General features: G+C 70.3%; 10 protein-coding genes and 1 pseudogene. 7 read left to right on the top strand and 4 right to left on the bottom strand.

Features of this window, described 5'->3' with window-relative positions:
- Positions 1-46 precede the first annotated feature (46 nt).
- Positions 47-2,044: a cytochrome c oxidase assembly protein gene (locus tag P8R59_RS05165; protein ID WP_278103037.1), complete on the top strand. Its 1,998-nt coding sequence runs from the start codon at positions 47-49 to the stop codon at positions 2,042-2,044.
- A gap of 12 nt (positions 2,045-2,056) precedes the next feature.
- On the opposite strand, the gene P8R59_RS05160 is transcribed toward P8R59_RS05165, so the two are convergent.
- Together P8R59_RS05160 and P8R59_RS05155 are read right to left on the bottom strand one after the other, a co-directional pair.
- Positions 2,057-3,139 carry a hypothetical protein gene (locus P8R59_RS05160; protein ID WP_278103036.1) on the bottom strand — a complete coding sequence of 361 codons (1,083 nt, stop codon included), beginning with the start codon at positions 3,137-3,139 and terminating at the stop codon, positions 2,057-2,059.
- A gap of 57 nt (positions 3,140-3,196) precedes the next feature.
- Positions 3,197-4,033: an NAD(P)/FAD-dependent oxidoreductase gene (locus P8R59_RS05155; protein ID WP_278103035.1), complete on the bottom strand. Its 837-nt coding sequence runs from the start codon at positions 4,031-4,033 to the stop codon at positions 3,197-3,199.
- 51 nt (positions 4,034-4,084) lie between these two features.
- On the opposite strand from P8R59_RS05155, the gene P8R59_RS05150 reads away from it, so the two are divergent.
- Both P8R59_RS05150 and P8R59_RS05145 read left to right on the top strand, forming a co-directional pair.
- Entirely contained in the window at positions 4,085-4,516 is a 432-nt protein-coding gene (locus tag P8R59_RS05150) for a MerR family transcriptional regulator (protein ID WP_278103034.1), read from the top strand.
- A 60-nt stretch (positions 4,517-4,576) separates the two neighbouring features.
- Positions 4,577-5,950 carry an ATP-dependent DNA helicase gene (locus P8R59_RS05145; RefSeq protein ID WP_077051184.1) on the top strand — a complete coding sequence of 458 codons (1,374 nt, stop codon included), beginning with the start codon at positions 4,577-4,579 and terminating at the stop codon, positions 5,948-5,950.
- Positions 5,951-5,959: 9 nt separating this feature from the next.
- Here the strand turns inward: P8R59_RS05145 and P8R59_RS05140 are convergent, their stop codons facing one another.
- Positions 5,960-6,613 (bottom strand): heme oxygenase (biliverdin-producing), encoded by a 654-nt coding sequence (locus tag P8R59_RS05140; RefSeq protein ID WP_278103033.1) that lies wholly within the window; start codon positions 6,611-6,613, stop codon positions 5,960-5,962.
- A gap of 184 nt (positions 6,614-6,797) precedes the next feature.
- On the opposite strand from P8R59_RS05140, the gene P8R59_RS05135 reads away from it, so the two are divergent.
- From P8R59_RS05135 to P8R59_RS05120, 4 genes are all read left to right on the top strand, one after another.
- On the top strand, positions 6,798-8,066 hold the full coding sequence (locus tag P8R59_RS05135; RefSeq protein ID WP_278103792.1) for a serine hydrolase domain-containing protein: 1,269 nt from the start codon (positions 6,798-6,800) through the stop codon (positions 8,064-8,066).
- 19 nt (positions 8,067-8,085) lie between these two features.
- Positions 8,086-8,955, top strand: coding sequence for an EamA family transporter (locus tag P8R59_RS05130; protein WP_278103032.1), 870 nt, complete (start codon positions 8,086-8,088; stop codon positions 8,953-8,955).
- A gap of 72 nt (positions 8,956-9,027) precedes the next feature.
- Entirely contained in the window at positions 9,028-10,026 is a 999-nt protein-coding gene (corA, locus tag P8R59_RS05125; RefSeq protein WP_278103031.1) for a magnesium/cobalt transporter CorA, read from the top strand.
- Between the two features lie 98 nt (positions 10,027-10,124).
- Positions 10,125-11,576, top strand: a complete 1,452-nt coding sequence (locus tag P8R59_RS05120) for an amino acid permease (protein WP_431606887.1) — start codon at positions 10,125-10,127, stop codon at positions 11,574-11,576.
- A gap of 65 nt (positions 11,577-11,641) precedes the next feature.
- Here the strand turns inward: P8R59_RS05120 and P8R59_RS05115 are convergent.
- A pseudogene (locus P8R59_RS05115) lies at positions 11,642-12,779 on the bottom strand (4-hydroxybenzoate 3-monooxygenase).
- Between the last annotated feature and the right edge of the window lie 117 nt (positions 12,780-12,896).

Below are 12,896 nucleotides of genomic sequence, written 5' to 3'. Positions count from 1 at the left end.
AGTGGCATCCCCCCTCTTGTGTTCCCGCGCGACGTAGGCTTGGGGGGTGAATCCCCGAGCCCTGCGCGTGGCCGGACCCGTCATCCTCGTCGTGGTCTCGGTGATCTGCGTCGTCGCAGGTCTCGCGTATGGCGGGGGCGCTGCGCCGACGCTCCTGGCCGACCCCGGCCCGGCCGTGCGGTGGGGCCTGCCGATCGCGACGCTCGTCGTCAACCTCTCGGCGGCGACCATGGTCGGCGCGCTCGTGCTGGCCCTGTTCGCCCTGCCCGCGGGGGAGCGGCCGTTCGAGATCGCTCTGGACACGGCATCCATCGGCGCGGCCGTGTTCACCGTGTCGGCCGCCGCCACGGGCTTCCTCACGTTCCTCAACGTCATCAACGCGACCCCGACCCTCGATCCGCTCTTCGGCCAGCAGCTCGGGCGCTTCCTCGTCGAGACCGAGGTGGGCCCGGCGTGGCTCATCACGACGATCGCCGGTGCGGTCCTCACGGTGCTGACGTTCGCGGTGCGCACGTGGATCCCGACGCTCCTGGTCGCGATCCTCGCGCTCGCCTCGCTGATCCCCATGGGCACGCAGGGCCACGCGGGGACGGAGGCGAGCCACACCGCCGCGGTCACGTCCCTCGTCCTCCACATCCTCGCCGCGGCGGTCTGGCTGGGCGGCCTCGTCCTCCTCGTCGTCGTGCGGCCCGCGATGAGCCGGTCGGAGCTCCAGACGACGCTGTTCCGGTACTCCTCGATCGCCCTGGTCGCGTTCCTCGTCGTCGCGGTCTCCGGCACGGTGCGCGCCTCGATCGGCCTCGTCGGGTGGCAGAACCTGCTGTCGCCGTACGGCATCCTGGTCCTGATCAAGGTCACGGCGCTCGTGGCGATGGGCATCCTCGGCGCGTGGTATCGCCGTCGCCTGATCGCCCGCATGGGCGACGAAGAGGGGTCGCGCCGCTTCTGGGGCGTCGTCCTGCTCGAGCTGGTGTTCATGGGCGTCGCCAGCGGTGTCGCCGTCGCGCTCGCCCGCACGCCCCCGCCCGCCGCCGATCTGCCCCTCATCGGCACGACCCCCGCCGAAGTGCTGACCGGCTCGCCGCTCCCGCCGGAGTTCACGATCGACCGCTGGTTCACCGCGTGGGACATCGACCTGCTGTGGGCGTTCGTCGCCGGTTTCGGGCTGTTCTTCTACCTCGCGGGGGTCTGGCGCCTCCGCCGCCGCGGCGACTCCTGGCCGATCCACCGCACGATCCTGTGGTCTCTCGGCATGCTGTCGATCTTCTGGGTCACTTCGGGCCCGCTGAACGTGTACCAGGACTACCTGTTCAGCGTGCACATGATCGAGCACATGCTGCTGTCGATGGCGATCCCGCTCCTCCTGGTCGCGGGTGCTCCCGTCACTCTCGCGGCGCGCGCGATCCGCAAGCGCGACGACGGCTCGCGCGGCGGCCGCGAGTGGATCCTGTGGGCGGTGCACAACCCGGTCGCCAAGGTCCTCACGAACCCGTTCGTGGCGGCGGGACTGTTCATCGTGTCGCTGTGGGCGTTCTACTACACCGACCTGTTCCGCTGGTCGCTGTACGACCACGTCGGCCACATCTGGATGGTCGCGCACTTCCTCATCACCGGGTACCTGTTCGTGCTGAGCCTCATCGGCATCGACCCGGTGCCCTACCGGCTCCCCTATCCGGGGCGGCTCCTGATCCTGATCGCCGTCATGGCGATGCACGCGTTCTTCGGCATCGCGATCATGATGAACTCCGGCCTCATGGCCGCCGAGTGGTTCGGATCAATGGGCCGGACGTGGGGCGACACCCCGCTGCAGGACCAGTACACGGGTGGCGGTGTGGCGTGGAGCGTCGGCGAGATCCCGACGCTGATCCTCGCGATCACGGTCGCGATCCAGTGGAGCCGCAGCGACGAGCGGCAGCAGCGCCGCCGCGACCGCCACGTCGACCGGGTGGGCGACGTCGAGCTCGACGAGTACAACGCCGAACTGCAGCGGCTCGCCGCACGCGATGCGCGCGCCGCGGAGCGCATGGCGGCGAAGGGCCGCTGAGACCGGGCCCGGTCAGTCCAGGCTTCCGCCGATCGAGATGGATGCCGAGCCGTCCGGCTGCACGGAGATCTGACCGTCGACGGTGAAAGGCACGTCCTCTTCCACGGTGCGGACGGATCCGTCGAAGATCGAGCGGATGTCGACCTCGATGTGGGCCGTGGCCCCGGCCGAGGGGATCCGCCAGCCGGCCCCGTCGGGGACGACCGAGACCGTCGGCTGGTCGATGATCGACCAGGTCGGCGCGTCGTCGATGCGGTTGCGGACCGTGAAACCGAACGGGCAGCCCGTGGGCTGCAGCACCTTCTGCTCGGCGCAGCCGGTGAGGAAGTCCTCGACCCGTTGCTGCACGACGGAGACGAACTCGTCGGTGGGTTCGGCCTGCACGTCGACCGGTACCCCGGTGAGGGGGGAGTCGGCGAGGATCGCGACGCCCGGGGTCGCCGAGATCGGCGTGTCGACCGCGACCGAGTACAGCCCGGGCGAGAACACCAGCAGCGGCACGGCCGCCGAGGCGTCGGCATCCACCCCGTCGACGGAGACCTGGCGTTTGTCGATCTCGAACCCGTTGACGGAGAAGCGCATCGATCCGCGCACGGTGAGGTCGACGACGGCGAGGGGGCTCACGGCGAACCGCCACCGCGGGACGACGCCGATCCACCCGTCCTGACGGATCGCGAAGGTCGTCCGACCCTCGTAGGAGCCTGCGCGGTACTCGACCGTCACACGGGTGACGTCGTCGACGACGGTCTCGGCGGTGACGTGCGCGGAGGTGATCGTCTGCAGGGCGTCCGTGCGGAGGAGTGCGTCGGATGCCGTGGCGGGAAGCCCCGCGTTCTGGAGCTCCGTCGAGTCGACGGCGACGCCCGGGACGGCGAGGGCTTCGGCCGCGCGACGGTCCTGGAGCAGTTCCAGATAGTGCAGCACGAACGCGCGCGGGCTGTAGAGCTCGCGGTAGGCCGCCGCCGCCCCCGCCCCCAGCGCGGAGATCAGCAGCACGCCCACAACGCCGAGGATCGTGAGGTCGCGCGCGAGCCGGCGCGGGCGCGACGGGGCAGCACCCGTAGGCGCTGCCGGGCCCCCGTCCGTCGCGTGCACGGACCCAGTCTAAGAAGGCGACCTGCACGCGAGCGGAATATGGCGGTCGGGGACGCCTCAGCGCGGCGCGGCGAGCTCCTGCACGATCGCCACGGCCGCCAGCTGCCCCGCGGCGATCGCCGCCGCGAGCGTGGCCATGGGCCCGGGGAAGTGGTCGGGGTGGGCCATGTCACCCGCGGCGAGGATGCGTTCGACGCTCGTCCGGCCGAAGGGATCGACCCGCACCGCGCCGGATTCCTGGAACGCGACGCCGAGCTGCTCCGCGAAGGGCGCGCGTTGCCGGGACACGGGGGCGACGAACGCGCCGGCGACGTCGACCGTCTGCCGGTCGTCGAGGGTCAGACGCAGCCCGTTCTCCCTCCCGTCCACGCGGACCACGTGCGCCGGGTCGAGCACGACGACCTCGGAGGCAACGGGCTCGAGCATGCCGCGTAGCTTCGCCGCGTGCGGGGAGGCGTTGAGTACCGCCACCGGGCGCCCCGCGAATTCGTGACCGTGACAGAACGGGCAGTTCGCGACCCGGTGGCCCCAGTGCTCCGCGAGTCCGGGGATCGGAGGGAGGTCGTCGGCGAGGCCCGTGGCGAGAACGAGATACTCGGCGCGCAGGATCTCGCCGTCCACGTCCACCCGCACACCGTCGGGATCTGCCGCGACCGAGGAGACGGCGGCATCCCGGATCTCGACCGTCGCGTAAGCGGCGAGCTCCTCGCGGCCCCGCGCGCGCAGATCCGCGGGCGCGACGCCGTCGTTGCCCAGGAGGTTGTGCGCGTGATCGACGGTGGCGTTGCGATACTCGCCCGAGTCCAGGAGCAGCGTGCGGCGGTGCATGCGCCCGAGGGTGAGGGCGGCCTGCAGGCCGGCGGGTCCAGCGCCGATGATGATGGCCTCGTACATGACGGGCTCCTTCCGTTTGCGTTCGCGATCATCGTGTGACTTCATGTCGACATGAAGTCAAATGGCGAGACGATCGGCGACGCAGCCGCGCGGTTCGGGCTCGAGACGCACGTGCTGCGGCACTGGGAGGACTCCGGGTTGCTGCACCCGGCGCGGAACCCGGCGGGGAGGCGCCTCTTCGGCGACGCGGACCTGGTGCGGATCGCGGTGATCCTCCGCAACAAGGCGGCGGGGATGTCGCTCGACCAGATCCGCGTGCTGCTGGACGAGGGCGCCCCCGACCGGCACCGCGTGCTCGAGGAGCACGTGGCCGAACTCGACCGTCGCGCCGCCGACATCGCGCAGGCGCGGGCGATGACCGAGCACGCCCTGCGCTGCCGAGCGCACGACATCACCCAGTGCCCCCGCTTCCGTAGCCACGTCGAGGACGTCCTCGTGGGACAGGCGCGCTGGCTCGTCAGCCACACCGAGCCGCCGGTGTGAAGGCGCCGGCCGTCCACAGCGCTCCCGCGCCCGGCATCCCGCGCGAACTAGCATGAACCGGTGACCACGCCCCCGCTTTCGACCGAGCAGCAGGCGCTGTTCCGGCTGATCGAGGACACGCGCGAGCACGTGTTCGTCACCGGCCGCGCGGGTACGGGCAAGTCCACGCTCTTGCAGCACCTGGCGTACAACACCAAGAAGCAGATCGCCGTGTGCGCGCCGACGGGCGTGGCCGCGTTGAACGTCGAGGGGCAGACGATCCACTCGCTGTTCCGGCTGCCGATCGGGCTCATCGCTAACGGCGACATCGACCAGAACGATGCGACCCGCAAGCTCCTCAACGCGATCGACACCCTCGTCATCGACGAGATCTCGATGGTGAACGCCGACCTGATGGATGCCATCGACCGCTCGCTCCGTCAGGCTCGCGGTCGCCGCGCCGAGCCGTTCGGCGGGACGCAGATCGTGATGTTCGGCGACCCGTACCAGCTCGCACCGGTGCCGCCGCGCGGTGACGAGGCGCGCTACATCCGCGATCACTACCGCTCGTTCTGGTTCTTCGACGCGAAGGTCTGGTCCGGCGAGACCTCGGGCGACGGACTCATCGACATCGGCCGTCACGGCGCCGACCTGCACGTGAACGAGCTGGTCGAGATCCACCGGCAGTCCGACCCGGGCTTCAAGTCGCTGCTGAACGCCGTGCGGTACGGACGCGTCACGGCCGACATGGCCGGCATCCTCAACTCCGCCGGTGCCCGCACACCGCCGCACCCCGCCGACGGCGAGCACCCGATCATCACGCTGGCGACCCGCAACGACCGCGTCAACGAGATCAACCGCCGGCACCTCGAAGAGCTCGTCGGCCGAACGCAGACGGCGAACGCCGAGATCTCGGGCGATTTCGGGCGGGGCGAGGCGAACTACCCGGCCGAGCTCGCGTTGACGCTCAAGATCGGCGCGCAGGTGATGTTCCTGCGCAACGACTCGGCCCAGTTCGGCGAGGGGCCGCGGTGGGTCAACGGCACGATCGGCACGGTCACCCGTATCGCCGGCGACAGCGTGCGGGTCGAGGTCGACGGTGTCGAGCACGACGTCGAGCCCGCCGTCTGGGAGCGCTACCGCTATGCCTACGATCCCGGCACGAAGAACCTCTCGCGCGAGATCGTCGCCGAGTTCACGCAGTTCCCGCTCCGGCTCGCGTGGGCGGTGACGATCCACAAGTCGCAGGGCAAGACGTACGACCGCGCGGTCGTCGACCTCGGAGCAGGGGCGTTCGCCCCCGGTCAGACCTACGTCGCGCTGAGCCGACTCACCTCGCTCGACGGCCTCTACCTCTCGCGTCCGCTCCGCCCGAGCGACATCCGCGTCGACGAAGACGTCCGGCGGTTCATGAAGCAGGCCTGGCTCGGTCGCCAGCAGGCGGCGCAGGCCTGAGCGTCCGGCTCAGGCGACGTGCGACGCCTTCGCCCGCGCGAGGTCGGCGCACAGCTCGGTCGTGAAGCGGTAGGCGACGAGCACCTCGTCGATGACGCGTTCCTTCTCGTCGTCGTCCCAGGGGGCGGCATCCAGTTGTTCCCGATAGATGCGCTTGAACGCGGTGGGGTCGGCGATCTCGGCGAAGAGATAGAGGCCGATGCCGTTGGTCTCGAAGCCGAACCGGCGCTGCAGAGCGCGGCCGATGGACCGGCCGCCCGAGAGGTCGCCGAGGTAGCGCGTGTAATGGTGGGCGACGAAGCCGCCGGGCCAGCGCACCGCGAGACGGCGGATACGCGACACGTAGGCCTGGGTCGTCGGGAGGGGAGCGATGCGTTCGCGCCAGTCGGCACCGACGAGGAACGCCAGGTCGGCCTCGATCGCGGGCAGACGGGTGAGCTTGTCGCTGAGGAACACCGAGACGACCGGGTCGTCGCGCAGCAGATCCGCGCCGGCCTCGAGTGCGGCGTAGATGAACCACTGCTGCGAGACGTGGGCGATGTAGTCCTCGCGAGTCCCCGCGCCGGTGATGAGATCGGCCATGAAGTCCGCGAGCTCGGACGGGGCGTGTGCAGCGCTCGATCGTTCCCGCAGGGCGGCGGTGAACGAGGCGACGGCGTTCATGCCGACATCATACGCAAAGGGTTAGGTGAACCTAACCCCGAACGTCCATGGATGCCGTCTGCATCCGCAACCGTGATGGAGCCGTGACTCCGCGACCGTGCAGCCCGGCGCTGCGTGTGTTCAGCGTGTGTTTGAATTCTTCGAGCGCGCGATTCGTCGTGCGCGGAATCATCCGGGGGTGGACATGCGGGGTTGGCGCCGATCAGTGGCCGTCGTGGTCGCGGGAGCCAGCATCATCGCCGTCACCCTGACGGGGTGCACGCCGGAGGCGACGGCATCCATCGACGTTCCCGAGCAGGCGCAGGGCGCGCTGCCCGACGACACGGTCTCCCAGCTTCGGGATGCCGTGACCTCGGCGATGGCGATCACCGGATCGACCGGCGCGATCGTCGGTGTCTGGGCGCCCTGGAGCGGCTCGTGGGTCTCGGGCCTGGGGACGCAGGGACCGGGCGGGGCCGAGGTCACCGCCGACATGGGCTTCCGCGCCGCGGACGTGACGCGCGCGATGACCTGCGACATCGTCTACGAGCTCGCCGCCGACGGCACGTTCTCGCTCGACGACCCCGTGACCGACTGGGTCAGCGGTCTGCCGGGATTCGAGGACATCACCCTCGGTCAGCTCTGCAACGGCACGTCGGGCCTCGGCGGGTACCAGTCGTACCTTTCGAACCAGGTGCTGACCAACCCCGACCGCGTCTGGAACGTCCGCGAGCTCATGGCGTACGGCATCGCCAGCCCCCGGCAGAACGCGCCGGGCGCGGCGTACGCGAACGCCGACACGAACTACCTCCTCGCGGGCATGGCCGTCGAACGCGCCACGGGAGAGACGCTCTCCGACCTCATCGCCGAGCGCGTGGCACGCCCGCTCGGACTCGACGCGACCTCGCTCCCGGGCCCCGCCGCCGCGGCACCGTCGGCCGATCCGCTCAACGGGTACTGGTCGCGGCCCAACGCCGACGGGGCGTGGAACTGCACCGACCCCGGCGACTACACCGTGACCTCGTCGAGTTTCGGGGCCGGCGACTCGGGCGTCGTGACCGACATCACCGACCTCGGCCGGTACGCGCAGGCCCTCGCGACCGGCGCGCTGCTGCCCCAGGACAACACGCGCTTCGCCTCTCCGCTGCCCGCGAGCGGCGATGCCCCGACCTGGTACACCGCCACGGGGGCCGCCTACCAGGCCGGTTCGCTCATCGGGCAGTTCGGCTCCGTCCCCGGCTACATCGTGGGCGCGTTCGCCGACCCGTCGACCGGCATGTCGGTCGCCGTGGTGCTGAACAACTCCGGAGCGAACGAGAACGCCGGCGCGTGGCTCGCGTGGGAACTCGCGGCGATCGCGTCGAAGGCGCCCGCCGCCGACGGCCGCTCGGTCCCCGAGGCCGGTCTGCCGTGGACGGCGGAGCAGATGCGCAACAACCTCAGCACCATCGCCATCTGCCCTCCCGCGCAGTGACCGCCCGGGTGGTCGCACGATGACCGCGCGCTCGGGTCGGGGGTCCGCGGCCGCCCTGGTCCTGGTCGGGCTCGCGTGCCAGGAGGTCGGCGCCTCGTTCGCGGTCATGCTCTTCCCGTCGACCGGGCCGCTGGGCATCGTCATGCTGCGCCTGGTGTTCTCGGCCCTGCTGCTGCTCGCCATCGCCCGGCCGCGGCTGCGCGGTCACACGGCGGGCGCGTGGCGTTCGGTCGTGTGGTTCGGTGTGGTGCTGGCATCCATGAACGGGTTGTTCTACCTCGCGCTGGAGCGGCTTCCGCTGGGCGTCACCGTGACGATCGAGGTGCTCGGTCCGCTGACCCTGTCGATCCTCACGGCGTCGGGACTCGCCCGCTGGCTGTGGGCCGGTCTCGCCCTCGCGGGCGTGGGGGCGCTCGGGGCGGGCGGATGGGACCGACTCGATGCCCTCGGCGTCGTCTTCGCCCTCGCGGCGGCCGTGAGCTGGGCGCTGTACATCCTCGCCTCCGCGCGCGTGGGGCGGGAGTTCCCGCGGCTGGACGGCCTCGCGCTCGCGATGACCGTCGGTGCCGTGATCGCGCTGCCCTTCGGTGTCCTGCAGGCCGGTTCCGCGCTCCTGCAGCCCGGCATCCTGGCGCTGGGTGCGGCGGTCGCCCTGCTGTCGTCGACGGTGCCGTACGCGCTCGAACTCATCGCGTTGCGCCGCCTCCCGGCATCCGCCTTCGCGATCATGATGAGCCTCGGCCCGGCGACCGCGTCCATGGCCGGCTTCCTCCTTCTCGGACAGCGCCTCTCGTGGCTCGAGATCGCCGGTATCGCGCTCGTCATCGCGGCGAGCATCGGTGCGGTGACCGCTGCCTCCCGGCGACCCGCGATCGAACCCGTCGGCTGAGGACGGATGCCACGTGCCGGCGCCCCGCGCCAGCGTCATCCGGTGTCCACCTTCGGGGGGTAGAACGTACTCATGCCCATCATCGACAGCGCCGTGTACGTCGACGGTCACCGCATCGAGAACCCGTCGAGCCTGGACCAGACGTTCGAGTACATGGAGGCCCACGGCGGCATGGCGTGGATCGGTCTGCTGCGCCCGTCCTCCGAGGAGCTCGAGCGCGTGGCCGCGGAGTTCTCGTTGCACCCGCTCGCGGTCGAGGACGCCCTCGCCGGACATCAGCGGTCGAAGCTCGAGCGCTACGGCGACAATCTGTTCGCCGTGCTGAGGCCCGCGCGCTACGACGACGCGACCGAGACGGTCCACTTCGGAGAACTGCACGTCTTCGTCGGCTCCGACTACGTCGTCACGGTGCGGCAGGCGGAGGTGCCCGACCTCGCGCGGGTGCGTCGGCGCCTCGAGGCCCAGCCGGAGCTGCTCGCGCGAGGCCCCGAAGCCGTGCTGTACGCGATCCTCGACGAGGTGGTCGACCAGTACGACCCCGTCGCGGCGGGGCTGCAGAACGACGTCGACGAGATCGAGGACCAGCTCTTCAGTGCGGGCGACGCCGAGCTGACGCAGCGCATCTACGAACTCGCGCGCGAGGTGATCCACTTCCAGCGGGCGACCGAACCGCTGCGCGACATGTTGGAGGCCCTGCTGCGGGGGGCCGACAAGTACGGGGTCGAGATCGAGCTGCAGCGCTCGCTCCGCGACGTGCTCGACCACGTCCTGCGGCAGTGCGACAAGCTGGCATCCCTCCGCGCGATCCTCGACAACGCCCTCACCGTCAACGCCACGCTCGTCACGCACCGGCAGACCGAGACGTCGCTCGAGCAGAACGAGCAGGTCAAGAAGATCTCGGGCTGGGCGGCGATCCTGTTCGGGCCGTCGCTGGTGGGCGCGATCTACGGCATGAACTTCAAGAACATGCCCGAACTCGACTGGACTCTGGGCTACCCGATGGCTCTGGCGCTGATGGCGGCGACGTCCTTCGGCCTGTGGCTGACCTTCAAACGCAAGCACTGGCTCTGAGAACGCACGGCGCGCTTCGCCTCGGAGCGGGCCGTGGTGCCGATGATGGACGGGTGACTGACACCACTCCCGCGGGCTCCGGCGGCGCTGCCGAGCCGATCACCACCTCGACCGTGCACCTCGAGGACGAGGGGTACCACAAGCGCCTGACGTCGCGTCAGGTGCAGATGATCGCCATCGGCGGCGCGATCGGCACCGGCCTGTTCCTCGGCGCGGGAGGGCGCCTCGCGCAGGCGGGCCCGGCGATCGTGCTCTCGTACGCCGTGTGCGGGCTCTTCGCGTTCTTCATCCTCCGCGCGCTCGGGGAGCTCGTGCTGCACCGCCCCACGTCGGGCTCGTTCGTCTCGTACGCGCGGGAGTTCTTCGGCGAGAAGGCCGCGTTCGTGTCGGGCTGGTTCTACTGGATCAACTGGGCCACGACGACGATGGTCGACATCACCGCGGCAGCGCTCTACATGAACTTCTTCGGCAAGTACGTGCCGTGGATCGGCGCCGTCCCGCAGTGGGTGTGGGCGCTCGCCGCCCTCGTCACCGTGCTCGCGGTCAACCTCGTGTCGGTGAAGGTGTTCGGCGAGTTGGAGTTCTGGTTCGCGCTCATCAAGGTCACGGCCCTCGTGGCGTTCCTGCTGGTGGGCATCTACTTCGTCGTTTTCGGCACACCCACCGGAGCGCCCGTCGGGTTCTCACTCATCGCCGACAACGGCGGCTTCTTCCCCAACGGCATCCTGCCCGCGATCATCCTCATGCAGGGCGTCGTGTTCGCCTACGCCTCGATCGAGCTGATCGGCACGGCCGCGGGCGAGACGAAGAACCCCGAGAAGGTCATGCCGCGCGCGATCAACTCGGTCATCATCCGCGTCGCGGTGTTCTACGTCGGCTCGGTGCTGCTGCTGTCGCTGCTGCTGCCCTTCACCGCGTACTCGAAGGACGAGAGCCCGTTCGTGACGTTCTTCGCCTCGATCGGCGTGCCCGGCGTCGACGTGATCATGAACCTCGTGGTGCTGACCGCGGCGCTGTCGTCGCTGAACGCGGGGCTGTACTCCACCGGCCGCATCCTCCGGTCGATGGCGGTGGCCGGTTCCGCTCCGAGGTTCGCCGCGCGCATGAACAAGGCGGGCGTGCCGTACGGCGGCATCGCGATCACGGCGTTCGTCGCCCTGTTCGGCGTCGTGATCAACTTCGTGGCGCCGAGCGACGCGTTCGAGACCGTCCTGAACGTCGCCGCCGTCGGCATCCTGGTCACCTGGGCGACCATCATGCTCTGCCAGATGAAGTTCAAGCGCCTCACCGACCGCGGCGAGCTGGTGCGTCCGAAGTTCCGGCTGTTCTGGGCTCCGTACACGGGGTATCTGACCCTGGCGTTCCTGGCGATCGTGCTCGTGCTGGTGTTCGTGGACTCGCCCGCGACCGCGCTGGTCGCGCTGGGGGCGAGCATCTGCATCGCGATCGGCTGGTTCGCGTGCCGCAAGCGCATCGCCGAGCTCGCCGAGGAGCGCGAGGGCTACACCGGCACGGTGCCGGTGGTGCCTTCCCCGTTCTCGAAGGAGTAGCAGGGTCGCGTGAGTCGCCAAGATTTGTCGCTTCTCGGCGAGCCGAGGCGACAAATCTTGGCGACTCACGCGCCTAGCGGCCAGCCCGTGTAGGCCTCGGCGAGGTACGCGCGGCCGTGCTCCGACTCCACCACCGAGCGGGGCCACGTGGAGCAGGCTCGTCATCCACCACGAGAAGTGCTGCGCCTTCCAGATGCGGTGCAGCGCCCGCTCGGGGTACGTCAGCAGCGCGCGGTCGTCGCCGTCGAGGAGCAGCGCGCGCAGGGCCTCGGCGAGCAGGCGCACGTCGGCGACCGCGAGGTTCATGCCCTTCGCGCCCGTGGGCGGGACGGTGTGGGCCGCGTCGCCGACGAGCGCGACCCGACCGCGGAGCAGTTCGTGGGCGACGAAGCTGCGGAAGCGCAGCACGTCGCGCTGGAAGATCGGCCCCTCCGTCAGCGTCGTGCCGGGTACGCGCTTCTGCAGCTCGTCCCACAGCTGCGCTTCGGAGTACGCGGCGGTGTCGGTCTCGGGATCGCACTGGAAGTACATCCGCTGCACGGTCGGCGAGCGCTGGCTGATGAGCGCGAAGCCGTCGGGGGAGTTGCTGTAGATCAGCTCGTCCGAGCTCGGCGGGGCTTCGCACAGGATGCCGAACCACGCGAAGGGGTACTCGCGGAAGTGGCCGCCGGTGCTCGACCCCGTCACCGCGGCGCGGGCGACGCTGCGCGACCCGTCGGATCCGACGACGAACTCCGCCTCGATCTCGAACGGCAGCCCGTCGGCGTCCCGGGCGATCACGCGCGGGCGGTCGGTCTCGGCATCCACGACGCTGTCCGCCGTGACGCCGAACCGCAGGTCCTGCCCCGCGGCGAGCCGCGCGGCGATGAGGTCCTTCAGCACCTCGTGCTGCGGGTACAGCCAGACGGCGCGGCCCACGGCGTCGGCGAAATCGATGCGATGCCCCTCGCCGGCGAAGCGCAGCTCGATGCCGTCGTGGCGGTGCCCGACGGTGCGCACGCGCGACGCGTCGCCGAGGGTGTCGAGCAGCTCGACCGTGCCCTGCTCCAGGATGCCGGCGCGGATCGTGCTCTCGATCTCGTCGCGCGAGCGCTGGTCGATGACGACGGAGGGGATGCCCGCGGCATCCAGGAGGTGCGAGAGCAGGAGTCCCGCGGGGCCGGCGCCGACGATCGCGACACGTGTGCGGACGGTGGGGGTCATGGCGTCTCCTTCGACGGGTACCCGCCCGATGCTCCCCGGATCGCCTCCCCATCGCTGCGCGATTCCCAATGAACGGGCCGCCTTCCCTCCGCGTGAGTTGCCAGGATTTGTCGCTTC

Source organism: Microbacterium proteolyticum (assembly GCF_029639405.1).
Classification (GTDB): Bacteria; Actinomycetota; Actinomycetes; order Actinomycetales; family Microbacteriaceae; genus Microbacterium.
This window is presented reverse-complemented; position numbering and strand designations above follow the sequence as displayed.